Below are 22365 nucleotides of genomic sequence, written 5' to 3'. Positions count from 1 at the left end.
CATCGAGACTTCGGCGGGACGACCGCGACCGGCCGCGGCGGCTCAGACCTCGTCGAGAACCCGCTGGGTGATTTCCTTCTCGCAGTACTTGCACCACTTCCAGCGCTTGGCGCCGACGGTCTCGTCGAGGTGCTTGTGCGCCACGCGGACGCTGCGAAACCAGATCTTGGTCTGCTCTTCGTTGATCTTCTCAAGCCGGGGGCATCGGGCGAAGTGGAGCAGGTTGGACGCGGCCGAGCCCTTTCCTTTGACGACCGGGATTGTACCGTGGAAGATGAACCCGATCGCCTCCACGCGCGCTTCGGCGAAGTCGTCGACGGATTCGATGACCTGAATTCCGGCCTGTTCTTGGATCGGCATGCGAAAGATCCCCAAAGAGGACTAGGTCGACGTCAGCGTTTCGACCAATAAGCGAGAGTTTAATCAATTTGTGAGAAAACCGCAAGGCGGACGGTTCGCGGGGCGCCCGAGACGCGTTCCGTCCTTCTCGCCGTCGGCGGACGGCCCCTTCGGACTTCGGGTGACCCTTTGATTCGAGAGACGGTCGGACATCTCCGGGACCTCCCCCGGTATCGGCAGATCCTCACCACGCTGATCCGCTACGGCTATCAGGACGTCGTCGCGGCGCTCCGCCTGGAGAGCATCGTCAAGCCGTTGGAGCGGGTCGCCCTGGGCGAGGAGGTGGCGCTCCATGACCGTCCTCGACGGCTCCGGCTCATCTGCGAGGATCTCGGCCCCACGTTCGTGAAGCTCGGCCAGCTCCTGAGCACCCGGCCCGACCTCCTGCCGGAGAACTACACCACCGAGCTTTCCGCGCTCCGCGACGACGTCCGCCCGTTCCCGTTCGCCCAGGCGGAGGCGATCCTCGTCGAGGAATACGGCAGGCCGCTCGACGCCTGCCTCGCCTCCATCGACCCCACGCCGATCGCCTCGGCGTCGATCTCGCAGGTCCATCGGGCGGTCCTCCACGACGGCCGGGTCGTCGCTTTGAAGATCCGACGGCCCGATCTCCACAAGGTCGTCGCGGCCGATCTCGACATCCTCAAGAATCTGGCCCAGCTCGCCGAACGCCACCTGCCGAACCTGGCGGTGTACCGGCCGATGTCGCTCGTTCGGGAGTTCGAGCGGACGATCAAGCGCGAGCTCGATTTCAGCGTCGAGCTGCGCACGCTCCGCCGCTGCCAGACCCAGTTCGCCGCCGACCGCACCGCCCACGTCCCGTTCGCCGTCGATGAGCTTTCCACCCCTCGCGTGCTGGCGATGGAGTTCATCGCGGGCGTCCGCGTCGACGACGTCGAGGGCCTCCGCGCGATGGGGCTCGACCCGGCGCAGGTCGCCGTGACGGGCGCCAGGATCCTCATCAAGCAGATCTTCCAGTTCGGGTTCTTCCACGCCGATCCGCACCCGGGCAACCTCCGCGTGCTCCCCGGCGGGGTGGTCGCCCCGCTCGACTACGGCATGTTCGGCCAGCTCGACCTGCGGACTCGCGAGCGGATCGCCGATCTCCTGATCGGCCTGCTCGGGCAGGACGTCGATCGGGTCCTGAAGGCGCTGGAGGACCTGGACGTGCGCGGCGAGGAGGTCGATCCCAAGGAGCTCCGCCGCGACGTCGGGGAGCTGGTCCAGACCTATTGCGACCTGACGCTCGCGTCGATCGACCTGGGGGTGCTGCTGGGCGAGTTGGTCGGGATGATCCGCCGCCATCACCTCCAGATCCCCCCCGACCTCGTCTTGCTGATCCGTTCCCTCGTGACGATCGAGAGCACCGGACGGGCCCTCGACCCCAAGTTCGACATCGCCCGCCAGCTGGAGCCGATCCTCCGCAAGCTCGCGGTCCGTCGTTACAGCCCAAGGCGGCTGTTCGATCAGGCGGCCGGGACCGCCGAGGACCTCCAGCGGATCGCCACCCTGCTGCCCGACCTGCTCAGCCATTCGCTGGAGTCGATCAAGCGGGGTGAGCTGAACGTGAAGTTCGACCTCCAGGGCTTCGAGCGGCTGGTGAGGCAGCTCACCCGGGCCAGCAACACCCTGGCGGTCGGCATCGTGATCTCGGGGCTCCTCGTCGCCTCGTCGTTGATCTACCGCGGCGGAGCGACCTCGCTGGCCCAGGTCGGCTACGGCCTCGGCCTGGCCCTGAGCCTCTGGTTGGTCTGGAACATGTCGCGGAGTTGAAGGCCGCGACTCAGGTCCGGATCTGCCCCCAGCGATGCGTCGCCACCACGCCGAAGACGAACAGGGGGAGCCAGGCGGAGAGAGCCGGGGAGATCACGGCCTCGCCGCCGAGGTACTGGCAGAAGATCCCGCACCCGTAGAAGAGGGCCGCGTTGCCCAGGGCGAATCCCAGGTTGATGAACATGTTTCGGCCGTAGCCGCCGAGCACCAGCGGCAGGCTCATGAACATGAGCGTCAGCGCGAGGAACGGCCGCATGGCGCGGGAGTGGATCGCCATCTCGATGTAGTTGCGGTCGGTCCGGTCGGTCGACGGGTCGACGAGCCCGCGCACGAGGTCGAGCATCGAGCCGTACTGATACCAGCTCGTCTTCCGCGTCATCGCCTCGAACGAGAGGGTGGTCCGGACGAAGACGACGTCGCCTTCGAGCTTCGACGCGTCGCCGACCGGCGGCGGGAAGCCGTTCAGGTCCTGAACCATCACGACCGGGGAATCGGGGTTCTTGAGATCCTCCTCGGGGACCGGCGGCGAGATCTTCGTGGCGCGGATCAGCCAGCCGCCGCGAAGGGGGGCCGTGGGGTGCTCCGGCGGGATGTACGTCGCCTGGAGGCCCTCGATCTCGCGGATCGACCCGAACACCTGGACGGGCACCGTCACATTGAACCGCTTCAGGATGGTCTTCGCCGCGCGGTCGGCTTCCCGACCCGAGAGCATCAGCCCGCGCGAGTCGTAGGGCGTCGACAGCACGGCGATCGTGCTGGTGCCGTCGTCGGCGTGCGACTTCTGCAACTCCTCGGCGTAACGGGGGATGATCAGCTCCTGATTGGCGATGGACAGGAAGCTCACGAGGATCGAGCAGACGACCACCGGCCGGATGATCCGGTTCGTGCTGATCCCCGCCGCGAGCATCGCGATCTGCTCGTTGGCGCGCTGCATCCAGGTGACCGTGAAGATCGCCGCCATCATGCTGATGACGCCGCCGAGCTTGTCGAAGTACTCGGCCTGACGGATCAGGTAGTACCGGCCCATCGCCGACATCAGCTGGCCGAAGCCGACGGTCCGCTTCGTGAACTCATCGACGTTCGAGAACGCGTCGAGCACGATCCAGAGGCCGACGAACGAGATGTAGCAGGTGATGTAGGCCTTCCCGAAGGCCCAGAACCGCTGTCGATCCAGGATTCGCACGACGCGTCCCTCCCTCCCGGCGGAAGCCGATCAATACTTGATGATCCGCGGATACACCCAGCCGGCCAGGAGCGCCAGGACGAGGTTGCTGATCCAGAGCGCCTTGTACGGGGCCATCGTCCCCTCCTTCCCCATGTTGATGCCCAGGAGCATCAGCGGGTAATAGAGGCCGATGATCGGCAGGAAGCAGGTCATGAAGGCGCTTAGGAAGTCCCGCTTGGCGAACCGGATCCCGATCGGCGCGCCCAGGACGACGAACAGGAGGCTGCCGAAGGCCATCGACGTGCGGAGCTGCTTCTCGGTCTCCAGCTCGTCGCACTTCTTCTTCCAGTGGAGGTTTTTGGCGAAGACCTCGTGGACGTCCCCCCACTTGACGTCGCCCATCTTGCCGGCGGCGAACAGCAGGCCGACGCCGATCGCCTCGCGTCTGCGGTCGTTCGCGAGGTGCTCGCGGGCGTTCGCCAACTCCTCGTTCAGCTCGGCGTTGGTGTGCTCCTGGATCGACTTCACCGCGAACTCCCCCTTCTTCTCGGGGAACGGGATCTCGAAGGTGTGGCCGCTCTCGGGGAGGAGCGTCACCTCCTGGGCGCCGCCGTGGTTCTGCGCCTCCGCCCCCTCCAGGTAGACGACGACGACCTTGCGATCCAGGTCGAACCGGAGCCGGGCCGTCTTGGCCTGGATGGTCCCCGTGTAGGTGTAGCCGCCGTCCGGCAGCGGCTTCTTCTGCTTGAAGGTGGGCTGGATCAGCACCCGGTCCTCCACGTCGAGGACCTTGATGAAGAACGGGCTCCCCGGCAGCGAGAACTGCTTGTCGCGCTTGAGGAACTTGTAGACGACATCTTCCAGGTCGCGGAAGAGGACCATCTTGGCCTGGTGGGCGCTGGCGGGGATCCAGGTCCGGCTGAGCTGCCAGAGGCTGACGCTGACCACGGCGCCGAGCAGGATAGTGGGCCAGATCACGGTCATGACGCTGAGGCCCGCGGTCTTGACCGCGATGATCTCGTTGTCGCCGGCGATCCGCCCGTAGACCACGGTCACCGCGAACAGCAGCGAGACCGGCGTGGTGTAGGGGAGGGTGCTCGGGATGATGAAGGGGACCAGGTGGAGGATGTCTCGCGGGGAGAGCATGTGGCTGTTCATGGCCTCGGCGGCGACCATGAAGAGGACGAAGATGCCCGTCATCGTGATCAGCGCCATGGCGAAGGCGCGGAAGACCTCTCCCCAGACGTAGCGTTGAAGGATACCCAAGTCGAGACCTCCCGGTTCAGCGTCCATGCCCCCTGGGGATGGGCTCGTTCTGCTCCACGGCTCGCGTCTTCCGACGGCCTCCGCATCCGGGCGGGGGCCGATTCGGGCGAGCCTCCGTCCGTCGCTCAGGCCGGCCCTTCGGGCGAATCGAGCGTCTCGCGGACGGCCTCGGCGAGCCGCCGGGCGCCTTCCGCCAGCGCGGCCTCGTCGGGGACGCCGTAAGTCAGCCTCAGGTGGTTGCGAGGCGGCGCGGACGGTTCCGGGGCGAAGGCGAACTCCCCGGGCACGTAGATCACGTCTTGCTCGAGGCAGCGTCGGAACAGCGGCCCGTCGAATCCGGTATCGACCGACTCCGGCAGCGTCATCCAGACGTAGAGCCCGCCGTGGGGCCGCGTCCAGCTCACGCGGTCGCGAATCGGCTCGAAGTGGCGTTCCAGGGCCTCCAGGAAGACGTCCCGCTTCCGGGCGTAGACGCCCTTCAACCGCTCGACCTGGCGGTCGTACTCGCCGTTGGCGAGGACCAGACGGATCAGCTTCTGGATGAAGTTCGAAGTCCCGAAATCGTGGTTCCCCTTGAGCGTGAGGACGGGATCCACCAGGCCGCCGGGGAGCACGCCGTAGCCCAGCTTCATCCCCGGGCTGTACGTCTTGCTGAAGGTCCGGGCCAGGATCACCGTCTCCCCCTCGGAGTCGAGGCTCCAGAGGCTGTCGGCCTCCTTCGAGTCGTAGGAGAGTCCGTGGTAGGCGGAGTCCTCCAGGAGATAGATGCGGTGGCCCGCCTCGTCCGACCAGCGCCGGACCAGGTCCACCAGCGGCTTGCGACGCTCGGCGGCCAGGCTGATCCCCGTGGGGTTCGAGTGCTCGGGGATCGTGTAGACGAGTTTGACCTTGTCGAGCGAGCCCTCGGCGCGGAGCCGCTCGAAGGTCGCTTCCAGGGCGTCGATCCGGAGCCCCTGGCCGTCGATGGGCGTGCGGATCGCGCGGGCCCCTCGGGTCTCCAGGGGGCCGAGGAAGACGAAGTAGGTCGGCGCCTCGACGATCACGACGTCGCCGGGGTCGAGGAGCGCCTCGCCGACGAGGTAGATGAGCTGGGCGGACCCGGTGGTCAGGATCGTCCGATCCACGGCCCGCCGGTAACTGCCGGGGGGGACCCCGTGCTGGACCTCCAGCCGTTCGATCAGGATCGCCCGCAGGGCCTCGTCGCCAATCGTCGTTCCGTATTGCAGCGCGGCACGCCCCGCCGGCGCGTCTCCCAAAATCTGGGCCGCGGCGAGGGCCGTGGTCTCGACCGGGAGCGACTGCTGGTCGACGAATCCCGCCGCCAGGGACACGATCTGCGGACGCTCCAGCGCGAGCTTGATCAGGCTGCTGATCGAGGGGGCGCTGGTCCGGGCGGTCGCCGCGCTGAGATGGATGGGTCGTGTCATCTTGGATCGAATCGGCTTCAAAGGGGCGGTCGGGACGGGTTCGAGGGTACTCTACCGGCGGGCGAGGGCCTGTCAAGCTCGCCTGCACTCGCGGCGGCCTGGACCGGGTCCTCGCCGATCGGACACGCCCGAGCGGCCGTGGGTTCGTCCGCAGGCGTCAGGCCGCGGCCTCCTCCCCATCCCAGAAGAGATACTCGTTGCTGTCCGCCGGGTGACGCCGGATCTGTTCCTGAAGGAGTTCCAGGAAGCCCTGCACGTGGGCGCCCGCCTGGTATTCGTCCTGGGCGTCGCGCGGCAGGACGAAATGGGGACGGAATTCGATGTGGTAGCGGGAGTCTTCCCCCATCCGGCAGAAGACCACGACGATCGGCGCCTGGGTCATCGCCCCCAGGCTGATCCAGGTCGTCGAGAAGCGGTAGGGGCGGTCCATGAACCGGGCCTCGGCCGTGAGCTGGCCGCTCCAGCGGACGTCCCCGGCGAGGAAGAGCATCAGGCCCGACTTGAGCACGCGGGCCGCCCGCAGGATGCTGCTGGCGGAGTCGGTCGGGCCGCTCTTGCGGGAGATGAACAGCTTGTCCTGGCTGAGCGGCCCTCGCGTTCGAATCGCGAGGCCATGAACCGCGACAGGCTTCGCGGCCGCTCCATGTACAGGCGGAGCGGATAATCGTTGCGATAGAGCCAGTGGGCCGGCAGCATGTGCGCGCCGAAGTGGCTGGTCAGGACGATGCAGCCCTTGCCGAGCGCCCGGGCGGCGTCCAGATGCTCGCGGCCCTCGACGTCGAACATGGCCAGGGCGCGGGAGTCGGACGCCACGTCGACGAGCAGGTCGCGGGACCGCCAGAGGATGTGATTCCCCGCGAGTCGGTTGCTCACGGCGGGGACGTCCCAATCGCAGCCCAGCACTCGCCCCCCGCGCTCGACGGCCTCGTCGAACCGGACTCGCAGGCCCTTGTTCCACCGATGCTCGAAACGCCCGATCCCCGAGACGATCCGGGCCGCCGTGGGGAGGGGGAGCAGCCGGACGACCGGCAGCGCCCCTCGCAGGAACCTCTTTCGGATCTTGACTCCGCGTCGATCCATCGACGTCACCTCGTCCTTGGCCGCGCAGGGCCGCCGCGCGACGTCGCCGTGACGTCCCGAGCCGACCGGGCAGCGCCGGAGTTTGTCACGCCTCGCCCTCGCTGGCAACGCCAAAATCCTGGGGCCGTCGCTCAGTCGCGAGGGCGGCGGAGCACCAGGACGTTGTTGGTCCCCCCGAATCCGAACGAGGCGCTCATCACCGTGTCCAGGCGCACCGCCCGAGCCTGGTTCGGGACGTAGTCGAGGTCAAGCTCCGGGTCGGGCAGGTGGTTGGCCGTGGGCGGGACGATCTGATCGCGGAGGGCGCGGAGGCAGACGGCGGCCTCCACGGCTGAAGCCGCGCCGAGGGTGTGGCCGATCGCCCCCTTGATCGAGCTGACCGGCAGCCGTCGCGCGTGGTCGCCGAAGACCTCCTTCAAGACGCCTGTCTCGACCTGATCATTGATCGTGGTGCTGGTGCCGTGGGCGTTGTAGTAGTCGACCTCCCCGGGCGCGACCTCGGCCTTCTCCAGCCCGAGCGTGAGGCAACGTCGGATGCGGTCGGGGCTGGGGGTCGCCATGTGGAAGCCGTCGGAGTTGACGGCGTAGCCCGCGAGTTCGGCCTGCGGGGTCAATCCCAGCCGATCCAGGGCCCGCCTCGTGGCGAGGACGACCATCCCCGCCCCCTCCGACATGACGAACCCCGCGCGGTCCCGGCTGAAGGGTCGGCTGGCCTGGGAGGGGTCCGCCTCGGCGCGGTCGCCCGGTTTGGGGCTGAACAGGGCCTTCATGGTCGAGAAGCCGTTGACGATCGCCGGCGTGAACGCGCTTTCCGCCGCGCCGCAGAGGGCCAGGTCGGCGTCGCCCGCCTTGAGCATCATCGCGCCCAGGATGATCGCGTGGGCGCCCGACGCGCAGGCGTTCGCCGGCGCGACGCCCGGCCCATACAGCTTCAACTGCTGGGAGATCTGCCCGCCCGCCTGATTGATCAGCAGGCCGGGGACCAGGAACGGGCTCACCGACAGGTCGGTCCGCTTCCGCATCCGGGCCTGCTGGGCTTCGAGGAAATCCATCCCGCCGAACGCCGAGCCGACGGCCACCGCGACCCGCTCGCGGTCGATGCGGTCCTCGACTCCCGGCATCCCGGCGTCGGCCCAGGCCGCGCGGGCCGCCGTCATCGCCAGCGACAGGAACCGGGCCGAGAGCCTCGCGAACTCCCGGTCCTCGGTTCGCGAGGCCGGCCCCAGGTCCTCGACCAGGCCGGCGACGTCCTGGAGATACTGCCCGCGATCGAGCGAGGCGTGCCGACGAATCCCCGACTCGCCGGCGATCAGCGCCCGCCAGGTGGCGTCCATGTCCTTGCCCAGGCAGGTGATCGCGCCATGCCCCACCACGTAGACCCGTTCCGCCATCGTCGTCTCGCTCCCTCGACCGATTCGATCCCCGACGTCCCGTCGCCTCGGCCCGCCGGCTTGCTGATTTCCCGTCCCCGATGATCGTATGATGGCGGCGTCGTCCGCAAGCCGATCCCCTTGCCGCCTCTCCCGTCCGAGGGACCCGAGCCATGCATCTCGTCAAATTCGCGACCGACGCCGATCCGACGCCCCGAGTGGGCCTGTTGCAAGCCGGAGAGGTGGCCCCGCTCGGGGCCGGGCCCTCCCGTTTATCGGAAATCCTCCACGGCGTCGACCCGGCCGCCACGGTCGCAGGGCTGGCCGACCGGGCCGTCGACCGCTTGAAGCTCGACTCGATCCGGCTGCTCCCGCCGATGGACCGTCAGGAGGTCTGGGGGGCGGGCGTGACCTATGAACGGAGCAAAACGGCCCGCGAGGAGGAATCGCGCCAGGCCGCGACGTTCTACGATCTGGTCTACCGCGCCGAGCGGCCGGAGTTGTTTTTCAAGGCGACGCCCCATCGGGTCGTCGGGCCTGGGGAACCGATCCGCATCCGTCGCGACGCCCGCTGGACCGTCCCCGAGCCCGAGCTGGCGCTCGTCCTGTCGCCGAAGCTCGAACTGGTCGGCTTCACGATCGGGAACGACGTCAGCTCGCGGGACATCGAGGGGGAGAACCCGCTCTATCTGCCCCAGGCGAAAGTCTATGACGGCTGCTGCGCCCTGGGACCGGCGATCATCCTGGCGGCGTCGATCGCCGATCCGAGCGACCTGGAAATCCGCCTGGAGATCCGACGGTCGGGCGAGATCGCGTTCGAGGGGAAGACCTCGACGTCACGGATGGCTCGACGATACGAAGACCTGATCGCCTGGCTCGGTCGGGATCAATCATTCCCCGAGGGGGTGATCCTGCTGACCGGGACCGGAATCATCCCGCCCGACGAATTCGCCCTGAGATCGGGCGACGTGGTGCGGATCGAGATCGAGGGGCTCGGCAGGCTCGAGAATCCTGCTCTGGCCTGCGGCGAGGCCACCAGCTGAGATTCGCGAGGCCCCCGCCCGGGTCGGGCCTTGAGATGGAATTCGGGGGTCGGAACGACCCCCGAACGGTTTTGATTCTTCGCGGACCGAGTCCGACGCCCAAGCTCAGGGGGTCTTGGGCTCTTCGGCCTTCGGCTCCTCGACCTTCGGCGCTTCCGCCGGGGGAGCTTCGACCTTGGGCTCCTCGACCTTCGGCTCCTCGACCTTCGGCGTCTCCGCCGGGGGAGCTTCGACGACCGGCGGCACGTCGACCTTGGGGGTCTCGGCCGGCGCGGTGGCGGCGGGCGGGGTGGCCGGCGGCGTGACGACGGGCGGGACCTCTTCGGTGTTGCAGCCGGTGATCGCGAGGCAGAGACCGAACGTCGAGGCCGAAAGAAGAACCTTCAATCCCATCTTCATCGTGATCTCACTCCTACGTTGGGGGGGTGGCGGTCGAGGACGTCGATCATCGACGTGGCCGGAACCTTGCGGCGCCCGCTCGCCACGAGTGCGTGACGGCCTCGATTCGCCTTAAGCCGGGTCCATTCTAGTGAGCCCTCGGAGGCCCTTCAACGACCTACCGACCTTTCGAAAGAAGTCTCTTTTTCAAGGGTTGCATCGGGTTGCGACCGACGCCTCAGCCTCCCCGGCGGCGCCTCCTCGGGATCCCGACCGCCCGTCGGGCTCGCCGAGTTGGCTTCAAGATCGGGCCTCGGCGGTTCCGATAACCAGCGATGCGTTTCTCGATGGAGTCGCAGGTGTTTCGACGGTCGCCCTTGTGGGCAGGAGGTCTCTCGTGATCCAATCGCTGGCAGCCGCGAACACATTCGAGGGGGCGATGGCGACCGTGTCGGACCTGATCCGATCGGTCTCCGAGAAGGCGCGGTCCAAGGTGATCACCGCCGACACCCTCCTCCTCGAAGACCTGGCGCTCGACTCGCTCGACGTGGTGCGGGTCGTCATGCTGATCGAGGATCGCCACGGCGTGAGCATCGATCTCGACGTCGTGGCCGACATGAAGTCCGTCGCGGACCTCGCCCGCGGGCTGGTCCAGGAATCCAGGTCGGCGGCCTGAAGCCGTGACCGGCGGCGTGACCCCCCGGTAGAACGGACGCGCCGCCCCCCCCACCGCCCCTTAGCCATATCTGGCGGAATTCCGGCGCGACGTCGGTCGCGTCGACCTCTTCCTCCCTTCCCACCATCCTGCCCTGGGGCTCGATCGCATCCCCCCATGCGAGAGCCTGCGAATCTCGACGTGTCGGCCTTCCCCGACGGTCCGTGTCGAGTCCTCTCGAACGGGCGAAATCCACGACTCGTCGCGATCGGCTGAGCCGTCTCTAGGGCCGTCGATGACGACGGTCGTGCGGATTGTCGGCCGCGTGTCGATTGTTTCAATTACATGGCCGATTGTAAAAACCTCCCTGTGAGGCTAGGCCAGGCTCAGATCGGGATCGCGGATGATTTTGAGTTTTGACCGTGAGCGTCGATGGACGTAAACAGCTTGACGAAAGGAGTTTCCGGACTCGTTCGGAAAGCTGGTTCTTGGGTTTGGCCGAAAATCAGCTCGTCTCCCGGCGTTTCGGCCCGCTCGTTGCTAGAAGAGAGGAATGTCCTGCGGAACGGCACGACGAGGACGTCGGTGCGAGGCTTCCGCCGGAACGGCCATCAAAGCACCCGGGGTCGGCGATAAGGCCAGCGGCGAATGGCTGATAGCAAACAGATCGGTCGAGCCGTTCATGGATGACGGCTTGAAGGCTGAACAGGGAGGTTCGCATGAATGGAATCAGGACGCTGACAGGTGGGATCGCGGCATGGGTGGCCCTGTCCTGCTCGGCTGCGGCTGCGCCGTTGTCCTGGTTCGATTCTCAAGCCACGTTGACCGCCTGGTATGCCAATCAGTTGAGTACCGCGGGCAACATCTACGCCCCGCCGACCTCCGCCAACGCGATCACGAATCTGCCGGCGAGCTTTTACTATCGCCCGACAAGCCCCCCCGTCGCGGCACCGGTCGCCGCGCCCGTCCCCGTCTCCGCGGCTTTGATTCCGGTCGCCGCCCCCGCGATCCCGAACGTGGACAAGCCGGTGATCTCGGCCGCCGCGGTCTCCTCGACGATCAACGCCACGCCGGCCGCCCTCACGTACACCCGACAGCCGACCTTCGGGGCCACGACCTCCACGGCTGACGCGTTCATCAACCTGGGGGGCCAGCCCTACGCCGAGGCCTCCTCGCTGACCGTGGGCGACCCGAAGCCGTGGTATCAGAGCCCGGCCGCGATCGCGGCGTTCGGCGGCACGCCCACGGCGGACCAGCAGGCGGGCTTCGCGAACGACGTTCTCAGCAAGGTGGAGCGGACGTTCCAGCTCAGCGGGATCGACGTCAAGCTGACGAGCGACCCGGGCGTTCCCGCCTCGCACATGATGAGCGTCGTCTCGGGGGCCTCGTACAGCGCCAACCCCGACGCGATCGGCATCACCAGCGTCGGCGACGACGGCTTCAGCTTCATCGACAAGCTCAACTACGCCAGCAACGCCGACCAGCTCTCCTGGGCCGTAGCCCACAACGTGGCGCACGAGCTGATGCACGCCTTCGGCGTCGGCGACCATCCCGACCAGACCGGCGACTACATCGACGCGGCGGTCGCCAACTGGAATCTGCTGACCGACCCTAACACCAAGTTCAGCCCCGCGGCCGTATCGCTGATGAAGACCCTGAGCAACGGCGCCAGCTCGGAGACGGTCGGGGCGGAGCTGCTCAAGACCGGCCTCCTGGCGGCCCAGTGCGGCTGTGGGTTCTGCGACTCCATGACGGGGTTCGGCATCGACGGCGCCCAGGTCCTGGCCTCGGCCGTTCCGGAGCCCTCCACCGTGGCCGTCTGGATCCTGGCCGGGCTTGGCGGGGGGCTGACCCTCCGGCGTCACGGTCGTCGGCAGGCCGCCTGATCTGCATACCCCTCGTCACCGGCCGGCTTCGCCCTCGTCCGGCTCTTGACCCAGGCCCCTGGAAGATGGTCCGATGAGGGACGTCCATAATATGGAACGTCCCTTGTCACGTTTATCCAACCGGCTGTGCCGTCATGAGCGTCTGGGTCCCGATCGGTCTGACCATCGTACTCCTCCTGATTCCCGCCTTGTTGAGCCCCGGCCGACGTCCGTCGCCTCGCGTCTCGAGGCCGGGTGAGATCGTGCCGAGCCTCCTGCCCATCTGGTGGCTGACCCGCTTCTACACCCGATCCTTGCACCGCCTGCGATCCAACGGCTGGGCCCCGCTCCCCGAACGCGGGGCGGCCATCCTGATCGCCAACCATACCTGCTGCATCGACCATCTCCTTCTGCAATCGCGATGCCGTCGGGTCCTGGGATTCATGATCGCCAAGGAAATGTACGATCTACCGATCGTCCATTCGTTCTGCCTCCTGACGGAATGCATCCCGGTGAATCGCGACGGCCGGGACATCCAGGCGACCCGCGCCGCCCTGCGGACGTTGGCGGAGGGGAAGGTCCTGCCGATCTTCCCTGAAGGTCGGATCACGCCCGAGTCGGGCCGAAGGCTCGGGCCGATGAGGGCGGGGGCGGCGTTCATCGCGGTCCGGTCGGGGGTTCCGGTCGTCCCCGCGTTCATCTCGGGGACGCCGGCGACGATCGACATCGGCCCGGCGCTCTGGTCGCCGTCGCGCTCTCGCGTCATGTTCGGCGAGCCGCTCGACCTCTCCGACTTCCACCCGTCCCAGGCCGCCGATAAAGACGTTCTCGCGCGCGTCTGCGAGCGGTTCGATCAGGCCCTCCGCGATCTCCAGGAGCGGAGCTTCCGCGAGTTCGGCGGGGTCCCGGCGCGGATCGAGGAGCCTGCCGGGATGGGGCCGGTCGAGTGACCCCCCTCGGACTCGTCGACCTGTTCGACCGCTATCCTCCCTCCGAACGCCCCCTCGAATCGCCCACTGCGCTGAGCGCCGCCGGCGGCCTCAGCGGCTCGCTCCTCTGGCGTTACCGATCGACGAACGGCGACCGCCTGGCCCGCGCCTGGCCGCCGACGACCGGGCTCGATCGCGTCGAGAGGATCCACGCCTGGCTTCGCCTGCTCGCCGATCTCCCGTTCGTCCCCCGGCCGATCCACATGCTCCTCGGGGAGACGGCGGTCTCGCTGAGGGGCTGTTGCTGGGAGGTGGTCCCCTGGCTTCCCGGCGCCGCCGTCGCCGGATCGCTCCCTACCGCCGCCAGGGTCCGCGCCGCCTTCGGGGCGCTGGCGGAAGTCCATGTACGGATCGCGCGGGTCGACGCCCGTCACGGCGAGAGTCCCGGCCTGGCCGTCCGTCGGGACGAGCTGGACCGCCTGGCGCGGGGGGGCTTCGAAGCGATCGCAAGGGCCCTGGAAGCGCGATCGGACGACTCGCTTGCGGGGCCTGCGTCCACCTGGCTGGAGCTGGCGCGTCGTGTCGCGCCGGTGGTTTTGGCGTCGACGTGGAAGGCGAGTCGGGCCGCGCTCCCGTTGCAGCCTTGCCTCCGCGACGCCCGTCCGGAGCACTTCCTCTTCGTCGGCGACGCCCTGACCGGCCTCGTCGATTACGGGGCGATGGACGTGGAGTCCGTCGCGGCCGACCTGGCCCGGCTCTGGGGGGAGTGGCTCCCCGGCGGCGAGGGCGAGGCGTTGCGCGCCGAGGGGCTCGCGGAGTATCGGCGGATTCGGCCCGTGGGAGCGGCGGAGCTTGAGGCGGCCGTCGCGTTCGAGGAGCTGGCCGACGTGCTCATCGCCGAGCGCTGGATTCGCTGGCGGTATCTCGAAGGCCGTCGATTCGACGACGAACGGGCGTTCGACGACGGGATCGCCCGAGGGCTCTCGCGGCTTCGAGGGCTCGCCGGCCGACGCGGCCTGGGAGCCTGATTCAGCCGCGAGGCCCTATCGGTCCCGAGCCGGAAGGGTCGGCGAGTTGGTCGGCCGCGCCGGTGAGGATCCGCCGCGCCTCGTCCTGATTGATGCTCACGCGCTGGATCGCCAGGGCGCGGCCGCTCTCGGGGTCGATCGAGATCAGGGCGCCGTTCAGCCGAGGGTCGCCGGTGGCCACGTCGAAATGGGTCGGGACGGAGGAGAGCGTCGCGGCCAGGACTCGGTCGTAACGTCGGCCCAAAATCCCGTCGTGAGGCCCACTCATGCCGACGTCGCTCTGGAAGGCCGTGCCGCCGGGGAGGACCTGCTCGTCCGCCGTGGCGACGTGGGTGTGGGTGCCCAGGACGGCCGAGACGCGGCCGTCGAGGTAGCGACCCAGGAGTTGCTTGTCGCTGGTGGCCTCGGCGTGGAAGTCGACGAAGACGACCCGGACGCCGGGGCCGATCTGGTCCAGGAGCCGGTCGGCGGCGCGGAAGGGACAGTCGACGGGCTTCATGAAGGTCCGCCCCAGCAACGAGAAGACGGCCACCGTCGTGCCGTCGCGGGCCTCGACGATCGCGAGGTCCGGGCCGGGGGCCTCGGGGGGCAGATTGGCGGGCTTGAGGACCCGGTCCGATCGGTCGAAGACCTGATGGATCTCATCCTTGCGGTAGACGTGGTCCCCCATCGTCAGGACGTCGGCCCCCGCCTCGGTCAACTCCTCGAAGCAGCGCAGGGTGAGCCCCGAGCCCCCCGCCGAGTTCTCGGCGTTGCAGACCACCAGTCCGATCCCCCATCGCGGGATCAGCCTGGGGAGCAACTGCGCGACGATCTTGCGACCCGGGGCCCCGACGACGTCGCCGATGAACAGGATCTTCAGGGGGGACTTGCGTGCCGGATCGGTCGCCATGGGAACCTTCTCGATCGATGAAGACGAGGCCTCTGGAGTCGGTTTCGGATGTTGCTCTTTGGATGCCTTGACCTGTCGGACGATCCGTCGCGCGTCGGGATCTCGAACCGTCGATCATCGCATGACGAGGCCCGGCCGGGAAGCGTCGTGCAGGCGCGGAACCGAGCGATGACGAGGTCCGTCCAACAGGAGGCCAGGCTCCGACGGCGGGCCGACCGACGGCGGGCCGACGTGTACGTCTCGACCCTCCGGCGGTACGTCGAGGCGATGGGGGGGAAGCTCTCCATCACGGCCGAGTTCCCGGACGGTCCGCCCGTCCGGGTCAAGCAGTTCGGCGACTGGCGCCGAGAGCCGGACGAGGGCGGCCCCGAGCCTGTCGGGGGGGCGTTCAGCGGGCGTATTCGACGTTTCGGGTCTCGCGGAGGACGGTGACCTTGACCTCGCCGGGGTAGGTCAACTGGGACTGGATGGCCTTGGCGATCTCGCGGCAGAGGGTCGCGGCGGAGGGGTCGTCGACCTGTCGGCTGTCGACCATGACGCGGACTTCGCGGCCGGCCTGGATGGCGTAGGCCTGCTCGACGCCGGGGAATCCCAGGGCGAGCGATTCCAGCTCCTCCAGGCGGCGGACGTACTTCTCCAGCGTCTCCCGGCGGGCTCCGGGCCGGCTGGCGCTGACGGCGTCGGCGGCGGCGACGAGCACGGTGTAGGGGGCGTCGACGCGGAGGTCGTCGTGGTGGCCGAGGGCGGCATGGGTGACCTCCTTGCCCTCGCCGTAGCGCCTGAGAAGCTCGGCGCCCACGGCGGGGTGGCCCCCTTCCATCTCGTGATCGGCCGCCTTGCCGAGGTCGTGCAGGAGGCCGCAGCGGCGGCCGAGGGCGCCGTCGAGGCCGATCTCCTCGGCCATCATGCCGGCGAGGAAGGCCACCTCGATCGAGTGCCGCAGGACGTTCTGCGAGTAGCTGGTGCGGAACTTGAGCTTGCCCAGGTAGTCCAGGATCTTGTCGTGGAGGCCCACGACGTCCACCTCGCGGGCGGCGTCGCGGCCGACCTTGCGAATGTGCTCGTCCATCTCGTCGTGGGTGTCCTTGACGATCTCCTCGATGCGGGAGGGGTGGATGCGGCCGTCCTGGATGAGCCGTTCCAGGGCGAGCTTGGCGACCTCCCGGCGGACGTTGTCGAAGCCGGTGACGATCACGACGCCGGGGGTGTCGTCCACGATCACGTCGACGCCGGTCGCCTTTTCGAAGGCCCGGATGTTGCGGCCCTCGCGGCCGATGATCCGGCCCTTCATCTCGTCGTTGGGGATGTCGACGGTGCTGACGGTGATCTCGGCGGTGTGGGACGCCGCGAAGCGCTGGATGGCCACGGCCAGGATCTCGACCGCACGCTCCCTGGAGGTCTCCCGCACCTTGGCCTCGTGCCGGAGGATCCGTTCGCCCGCTTCGCCCCGCAGGTCTTCCTCGACCCGGGCCAGCAGCAGCTGACGGGCCTCCTCGGGCGCGAGGCCGCCGATCCGTTGCAATTCCTCCAGGCGTCGGGCTTCGAGCCGATCCGTGGCGAGCCGACGCTCCTGGATCTCGGATTCCTGATCGGCCTGGCGGCGGCGGACGTCTTCGAGCTGCCGTTCCTTGTCGTTGAGGAGGTCGAGCCGCTGGTCCAGCAGGTCTCCACGCTTTTCCAGCCGGCGTTCCTGCTCGCGGAGGTCGCGCCGGGTCTCCTCCATCTCCGCTTCCAGGGCGTGGCGGTGGCGGAGCGCGTCCTCCTTGGAGGCGAGGTCCGCCTGCATCCGGATGGTCTCGGCTTCGCGGTGGGCGTTGCTGAGGATCTGTTCGACGAGCCCTCGGGCGGTCGTCGCCCGGTGCCGGGCCGAAACGTAGAAGGCGGCCCAGGCGCCAAGGACTCCCAGGATCAGCCCGATCAGGCCTCCAGTCATCTGTCCGTACACGCCGGCCGGCCTTTCCAGGTCTGATTCGCGACGACTTCCGTCCGGTCGAGCCGGCGTCCGGTCACCCTTCGGGCCCGACCTTCGATGGAGGTCTCGCTGAAGGGACGGGAGGGGGCGAGCCCTGGGCGAACCACGGGGCGAGTCCGACTCCGCAAGCGCGGAAGGCTCGGACGCGCGTCTGCGCGGAACGACCCCCGCGTCTGATCGACGCCCGAGGCCCGGCCTCTACTTTATCAGAAGGGCGGGGCGGGTCAATCGCCCGCCGATCCGCCCCCGCCCCCTGCCTCGCGGGGGTCGCGGTCATTTGGCCCTGCGACGATAGGTCATCTGGAGGATCTTGAGATACTCCCCCTGGGTCTCGTCGTTCTTCAGGAGGAACGTGAATTCCCGCTCGTCGTCCCCCTTGAGGACGGTCACGGTCTTCACGTCGTAGGGTTTGCCGGTGCGGGGGTCTGTCGACTTGCCGAAGCTCGTGAGGGTCTTCGCGGCCTGGTCGTAATCCCCCTCCAGGATCATCATGTGAGGGTCCGTCGAGTCGACCCAGACGTCGATGAATTTCTTCTTGTCCGGGTCGTATCCGCTGATGCCCCGCCCGGTGAAGGAGTGGCCCGCCATCTCGCCCTCGAACTTGCTGAGGATCCAGAGGCCGCCGGGCATCAGCGTGATCTCCTCCACGCCCTTCGAGGTCTCGGGGGGGCCGTCGGGCCCCTGGGTCCAGACCTTGACTTCGGCGTCCCACACGCCGACCTCCTTGGCCATTTCGCGATGCTCGGCGGTCGGCTTCGCGGCCTCCTGCGCCTCGATCGTCCCCGCCATGGCAGCCAGCCCCAGGAGCGTCCCCGAGAGCATCCGCAGCGTCGTCTTCATGCTTTCCCCTCGTGAGTGGTGTTCGCAAGAACAGATGACACGGAGGGGACTATGCGGTCCGCCTGACGATTTGTCCAGTCGGTTCCGCCCCCGCCCGTCGTTTTCCCGGAAAGAGGTTCGACGGGGAGGGGGGATTCTTGAGGCGCGGCGTCAGCGGGGCAGGGCGGGGAGATCCGAGAGGGCGTCCGCGGCCGAGGCCGGGGAGGCGACGGCCGGCGGTTCGGCCGGGTCGCGGGAGTCGGCGGGGTCCGCGAGGCCCAGGTGCTCCTGAAGAATCCGCCGGACCTCGCGGATCGCCAGGGCGTCTTTCTGGACGCCGTGGTCGGACCGGACGATCTTCTCGGAGGCCGCCCCTTCCAGGTGGGAGCTGCGATAGGGGACGACGCCGTCGGTGGTCTGGCGGCGGTCGTCGGGCCGGATCGAGCCGATGATGGAGTGGAAGACGACGCCGGCGGCCGGCTGCATGTCGAGGATCGCCATCAGGATGGGGGAGTCGGTCGCCAGGGTCTCGATGCTGGATGGGAACCGTCGGAAGCGGCGGTTGAAGGCGTCCGGGTTGTCCTTCACAAGCTGGCTGAGGAGCTTGTGGATGTAGTCCGGGTCCGAGATCAGGTTCGTGCTGACCCGGCCGATCACGCTCCGCGAGAGGTCCGAGCCCCGGTGGGGAGTGGCCAGGAAGACGACCCGTTTGACGAACGGCAGGGGCTCGAAGAAGAGGAGCTTGCGGAGCTGGGCGAGGACGTCGGGCGGCCCGAGGATGTCGTCGAAGGTCTGGTCGGAGTTGAGCTGCCAGAGTTGTTCGCCGCTGGAGACGACCATGCAGTGGCTGAGCAGCCCGCCCATCGAGTGTCCGAGGAGGACCATGCGGTCGAAGGCCGGGTCGCGGCCGTCGGGGTCGTAGGTCGCCTTGGCTTGCGCCAGGGCGTCGCGGAGATTGGCCGCGGCGATCGGCAGGGGGACGCCGGTGGGGTACATGTAGAGGAAGAACTGGTAGCGGTCCCGGATGTCCGGGTCGCGCTGAAGCTCGTTCAGCATGGGGATCCAGGCGAGCGGGCTGCTGATGAGGCCGTGGACCATGACGACCGGGATCTTGCCCGGCTCATAGGGGCGGATCATCAGGAGGTTGGCCCGCTCCAGGAGTTGCTCGGGACGAATCAAGCCCGACCAGCGGAAGCGTTCCAGGTCGGTGTTGGACCACATGTAGGCCAGCGGGGTGGTCAGGTCGATCTCCAGCGCGATCTGGTTTCCGGGCTCGCCGACGACCTGGTACTGGATCGGGTCGACGAGCTGGAGGGTGCACTGGCGGACCTGATCGACGGCCTCGCCGGGCTCGCGGAGTCGCGAGTCGGGGACGAGGAACGCCGTCAAGGGGAAGGCCATCTCGGCCGGATAGAACTGCTCGTTCGCCGGGCGGTCGGCCTGCTTCGGGTCGCTCTCGCGGACCGCGATCAAGGGGACGCCGATGCCGTACTGGTTCCGGCTGGTCGCCAGGCCGCCGACCTCGTAGTCGCTGGTGGGCAGGAGTTTGTGGATGTCCGCGGCCTTCCAGGGGGAGTCTCGGAGCGAGACCTGCAACTCCTGCTCGCGGTCGCCGGCCTTCAGCTTGATCTTGCCCTGAGGGTCGATCGGGTTCTTGGACTGGGCGGCCCGGATGATCCGTTCGAGGCCCGCGTTGTAGATCTCGCAGGCGAGCCGGTAGCGGGGGTCGGCGGGGGCCCGGCCGCCGGCCAGTTCGGGGTCGAACAGGTAGTCGTACGCGTAGGCGACGGCGTCCTGGTAGCGTCCCACGGCCACGGCCTTGCGCCAGCGGTCGTTCTTGCAGCCGTCGAGCCAGGAGAGCTCGGCCAGGGCGTAGACGATCTCGGCGCTGGGCTGGGCGCGGGCGAGCTTCTCCAGGCTGAGGAGCGTGTGCTCGACGTCCTTCCGGTAGCGTTTCTCAAGGTCATAGCGGCGGAGGGTTTCCAGCGTACGAGGGCTGGGCCGGTCAATCCCGGCGACGCTCTGCTGGAACGCGGTGAGCCCGCGATCTCCGCGAGCGGCCTGGATCGTGATGTCCGACCATCCCAAGAGCGTGGAAGCCGTCAGAACGAGATGGGCGATCGACATGTCGGGTCACTCCCTCGACCCCTGCGGCGGCTCTATTCGGGCGGCAAGCCGGCGACCGTTGCACCGGGGCGGACTCGCCGGTCCCGGAAGGCGGATCATGCCCGGCGGCCCGGTCGCGGTCAATGTCAGGTCGAGAAGCCGGAATCGCCCCCCGGCTCCCCCGCGATCCCGACGTCTGGCTTCGATTGGGTTCGTTTTCGGTGCGGCGCCTCCTGTCGGGACTCGTGGAGTCCCGGTTACCAGGCCCTCGCGGGGGCCGGCGATTGGGTTCGTTCGGTCGTTTTCGTCGGCGGGCCTCCTCCCTGCGTCCGGTCCGGTTTTGCGACGATTCCCGCCCCCGTCGTCGACGGCCGTCGACGACGGAATGGGTTCGATTGCAAGTCGGAATCGGCCCATTATTCGGCGGAAACTGTTTGTGGCAAGAGGCTTTCGGGATTTGGTCGATTGGCTTCGTTCGGCGGATTCGGGTCTCTCGTCGCGCGTTTCGGGGCGATCGCGTGGACGCCGTCTCCCCGGCGGGTCCGCACGTCGACCCAGGATCGATTGGGTTTGATCGCGCCTCGATTCTCGACGGGCCGAAATTCCGGGCCGAGTTTTGGAAACGGGGAGTACGGTGGAGTAGATTGGGTTCGTTCGGCGGATTTTCAATGGTCGGGGAGTGCCGCGCCCGAGGGCGGACTCTCGGGCGGTCACGAAACGGCGAATTGCCAAGGAGCGTCGGCGGCGTGCGCGCACGCCTCCCTTCCTTGACATTACGACCGATCCGCCGATTAGCGAGAACTCCCTCGGATCGGCCCTGGGTGGGACGTCGACAGCCTTCGGCGCGCCTCCGGGACGGGCGGCGGGGCGGTTGCGATTTTCAAGGCGCGGTTGCACAATTCAAGGTCGACTCGTCCGGACGTCGGGCGTGGCGGGTGGTCGGGTCCACTCGCCGTGGGACGTCGAATCGACGTCGGCCTGCCGACAGACGGGATGAAGGTCGCTCATGCGTAGGATGCTGGTTCGAACGCTGATCGTGGCGGCCCTGGTCGCGGTCGGGACGGCGGCCTGGTACGCCTACCAGGCGCAGCTCCGGAAGAAGCTGCCGGCGGGCATCGTCTCGGGGAACGGCCGCGTCGAATCGGTCCAGGTGGACGTGTCGGCCAAGTACCCCGGTCGCGTCGTCCGGATCTTCGCCGAGGAGGGCGACCTGGTCCGCAAGGGCCAGGTCCTCGCCCAGATGGACACGGACGAGCTGGAGGCCAAGCTGGCGAGCGGCAAGGCCAAGATCGCCGAGGCCCAGGAGAACGAGAACCAGATCAAGGCCGAAATCGTGGAGCGGGAGGCCATCGTCCGCTATCAGAACCAGGAGTTCGCCCGCAACCGGGAGCTTTTCAGCCGTCGCGTCGTTTCACGCGAGGAGATGGAGAAGTCGCAGACCAAGCGCGACATCAGCGTCGCCGCGGTCGACTCGGTGAAGGCCAAGCTGCAGGTGAACATGCGGACGATCGAGGCCGCCACGGCCGATCTCCAGGACGTTCGCGCCAAGCTCGCCGATTCCACGCTCCTCTCCCCCGTCAACGGCCGCGTCCTCTATCGACTGGCGCAAGAGCGCGAAGTCCTCGGGGCGGGGGGCAAGGTCTTGACCCTCGTCAACCTCGACGACGTCTACATGGAGATCTTCCTCCCCTCGGACGAGGCTGCGCGGATCGAGATCGGGGCCGAGGCGCGGATCAGGCTCGACGCCTACCCGGACTACTCGGCGCGGGCCAACGTCACCTTCGTCTCCCCGGAGGCCCAGTTCACCCCCAAGCAGGTGGAGACCCGAACCGAGCGCGACAAGCTGATGTTCCGCGTGAAGCTCAAGGTCCCGGAGGAGCTGATCCTCCCCTACATCGAGAAGATCAAGACGGGCGTCCGAGGCGTCGGCTACGTCAAGCTCGACCCCGCGACCCCCTGGCCGGCGAACCTCGACCGCCGCTTCCCGCAGGTCGTGGCGGACGAGGCGGCCAAGGCGAAAACCGCGCCCGAGCCGGCCCCGAAGCCCAAGACGGAACCGACCCCGGTCGAACCGCCGAAGCCGGTCGACGCCCCCAAGGAGGGCGGACCCGAGGCGAAGCCGTCGGCTCCGGAACCGGCGCCGGCATCGGCACCGGCTCCGACCTCGGAACCGAAACCCTCGATCTAGCCTGACTAGC

Annotated in this window: 20 protein-coding genes; 8 read left to right on the top strand and 12 right to left on the bottom strand. The window is 68.1% G+C overall.

What is annotated here, in order from left to right; translation table 11 throughout:
- Positions 1–42: 42 nt before the first annotated feature.
- Complete coding sequence (locus VT85_RS19115; protein WP_068418970.1) at positions 43–360, bottom strand: hypothetical protein; 318 nt, start codon at positions 358–360, stop codon at positions 43–45.
- Positions 361–528: 168 nt separating this feature from the next.
- Here VT85_RS19115 and VT85_RS19110 point away from each other — a divergent pair, with 168 nt between their 5' ends.
- The gene (locus VT85_RS19110; protein WP_068418966.1) at positions 529–2172 is read left to right on the top strand and encodes an ABC1 kinase family protein; all 1644 of its coding nucleotides are present in this window, start codon (positions 529–531) and stop codon (positions 2170–2172) included.
- A gap of 10 nt (positions 2173–2182) precedes the next feature.
- On the opposite strand, the gene VT85_RS19105 is transcribed toward VT85_RS19110, so the two are convergent.
- From VT85_RS19105 to VT85_RS19085, 6 genes are all read right to left on the bottom strand, one after another.
- Positions 2183–3355: an LptF/LptG family permease gene (locus VT85_RS19105; RefSeq protein WP_068418963.1), complete on the bottom strand. Its 1173-nt coding sequence runs from the start codon at positions 3353–3355 to the stop codon at positions 2183–2185.
- A gap of 30 nt (positions 3356–3385) precedes the next feature.
- Complete coding sequence (locus VT85_RS19100; RefSeq protein ID WP_197490881.1) at positions 3386–4603, bottom strand: LptF/LptG family permease; 1218 nt, start codon at positions 4601–4603, stop codon at positions 3386–3388.
- A 125-nt stretch (positions 4604–4728) separates the two neighbouring features.
- A complete protein-coding gene (locus VT85_RS19095) occupies positions 4729–6030 on the bottom strand; it encodes a PLP-dependent aminotransferase family protein (RefSeq protein WP_068422310.1) in 1302 nt (433 codons plus the stop codon).
- Between the two features lie 157 nt (positions 6031–6187).
- Complete coding sequence (locus tag VT85_RS28660; RefSeq protein ID WP_197490880.1) at positions 6188–6538, bottom strand: hypothetical protein; 351 nt, start codon at positions 6536–6538, stop codon at positions 6188–6190.
- A complete protein-coding gene (locus VT85_RS28655; RefSeq protein ID WP_197490879.1) occupies positions 6520–7110 on the bottom strand; it encodes a hypothetical protein in 591 nt (196 codons plus the stop codon). Before VT85_RS28655 ends, VT85_RS28660 begins: the two co-directional genes overlap by 19 nt.
- A 131-nt stretch (positions 7111–7241) precedes the next feature.
- Entirely contained in the window at positions 7242–8501 is a 1260-nt protein-coding gene (locus VT85_RS19085; protein WP_068418956.1) for a beta-ketoacyl-[acyl-carrier-protein] synthase family protein, read from the bottom strand.
- Between the two features lie 152 nt (positions 8502–8653).
- Here VT85_RS19085 and VT85_RS19080 point away from each other — a divergent pair, with 152 nt between their 5' ends.
- Positions 8654–9523 (top strand): fumarylacetoacetate hydrolase family protein, encoded by an 870-nt coding sequence (locus tag VT85_RS19080; RefSeq protein ID WP_068418950.1) that lies wholly within the window; start codon positions 8654–8656, stop codon positions 9521–9523.
- A 105-nt stretch (positions 9524–9628) separates the two neighbouring features.
- On the opposite strand, the gene VT85_RS28650 is transcribed toward VT85_RS19080, so the two are convergent.
- Positions 9629–9922 carry a hypothetical protein gene (locus VT85_RS28650; protein WP_068418945.1) on the bottom strand — a complete coding sequence of 98 codons (294 nt, stop codon included), beginning with the start codon at positions 9920–9922 and terminating at the stop codon, positions 9629–9631.
- A gap of 376 nt (positions 9923–10298) precedes the next feature.
- On the opposite strand from VT85_RS28650, the gene VT85_RS19070 reads away from it, so the two are divergent.
- The 4 genes from VT85_RS19070 (at position 10299) to VT85_RS19055 (ending at position 14378) form a co-directional block, all read left to right on the top strand.
- A complete protein-coding gene (locus VT85_RS19070; protein WP_068418942.1) occupies positions 10299–10577 on the top strand; it encodes an acyl carrier protein in 279 nt (92 codons plus the stop codon).
- A gap of 698 nt (positions 10578–11275) precedes the next feature.
- Complete coding sequence (locus VT85_RS28645) at positions 11276–12442, top strand: hypothetical protein (RefSeq protein WP_197490878.1); 1167 nt, start codon at positions 11276–11278, stop codon at positions 12440–12442.
- Positions 12443–12684: 242 nt separating this feature from the next.
- Positions 12685–13371, top strand: coding sequence for a lysophospholipid acyltransferase family protein (locus VT85_RS19060; protein ID WP_197490877.1), 687 nt, complete (start codon positions 12685–12687; stop codon positions 13369–13371).
- Complete coding sequence (locus VT85_RS19055; RefSeq protein WP_068418935.1) at positions 13368–14378, top strand: aminoglycoside phosphotransferase family protein; 1011 nt, start codon at positions 13368–13370, stop codon at positions 14376–14378. Before VT85_RS19060 ends, VT85_RS19055 begins: the two co-directional genes overlap by 4 nt.
- A 1-nt stretch (position 14379) precedes the next feature.
- Here the strand turns inward: VT85_RS19055 and VT85_RS19050 are convergent, their stop codons facing one another.
- A complete protein-coding gene (locus VT85_RS19050; protein ID WP_068418932.1) occupies positions 14380–15270 on the bottom strand; it encodes a YmdB family metallophosphoesterase in 891 nt (296 codons plus the stop codon).
- A 168-nt stretch (positions 15271–15438) separates the two neighbouring features.
- On the opposite strand from VT85_RS19050, the gene VT85_RS28640 reads away from it, so the two are divergent.
- Positions 15439–15702: a hypothetical protein gene (locus VT85_RS28640; RefSeq protein WP_197490876.1), complete on the top strand. Its 264-nt coding sequence runs from the start codon at positions 15439–15441 to the stop codon at positions 15700–15702.
- Here the strand turns inward: VT85_RS28640 and rny are convergent.
- The 3 genes from rny to VT85_RS19030 all read right to left on the bottom strand — a co-directional run bounded on the left by rny (position 15659) and on the right by VT85_RS19030 (position 20188).
- Positions 15659–17203: a ribonuclease Y gene (gene rny / locus VT85_RS19040; protein ID WP_068418927.1), complete on the bottom strand. Its 1545-nt coding sequence runs from the start codon at positions 17201–17203 to the stop codon at positions 15659–15661. The two genes, VT85_RS28640 and rny, sit on opposite strands and share 44 nt — an antisense overlap.
- Before the next feature lie 312 nt (positions 17204–17515).
- Positions 17516–18082: a DUF1579 domain-containing protein gene (locus VT85_RS19035; protein ID WP_068418924.1), complete on the bottom strand. Its 567-nt coding sequence runs from the start codon at positions 18080–18082 to the stop codon at positions 17516–17518.
- A 150-nt stretch (positions 18083–18232) separates the two neighbouring features.
- Entirely contained in the window at positions 18233–20188 is a 1956-nt protein-coding gene (locus tag VT85_RS19030; RefSeq protein WP_068418921.1) for an esterase/lipase family protein, read from the bottom strand.
- A 985-nt stretch (positions 20189–21173) separates the two neighbouring features.
- Between VT85_RS19030 and VT85_RS19025 the strand changes: the two genes are divergently transcribed.
- On the top strand, positions 21174–22355 hold the full coding sequence (locus VT85_RS19025; protein ID WP_082858726.1) for an HlyD family efflux transporter periplasmic adaptor subunit: 1182 nt from the start codon (positions 21174–21176) through the stop codon (positions 22353–22355).
- The last annotated feature ends 10 nt before the right edge of the window (positions 22356–22365 follow it).

The organism is Planctomyces sp. SH-PL62 (assembly GCF_001610895.1).
Classification (GTDB): Bacteria; Planctomycetota; Planctomycetia; order Isosphaerales; family Isosphaeraceae; genus Paludisphaera.
The sequence above is the reverse complement of the archived record's forward strand: the minus strand, read 5'-3'. Positions and strand labels throughout refer to the sequence as shown.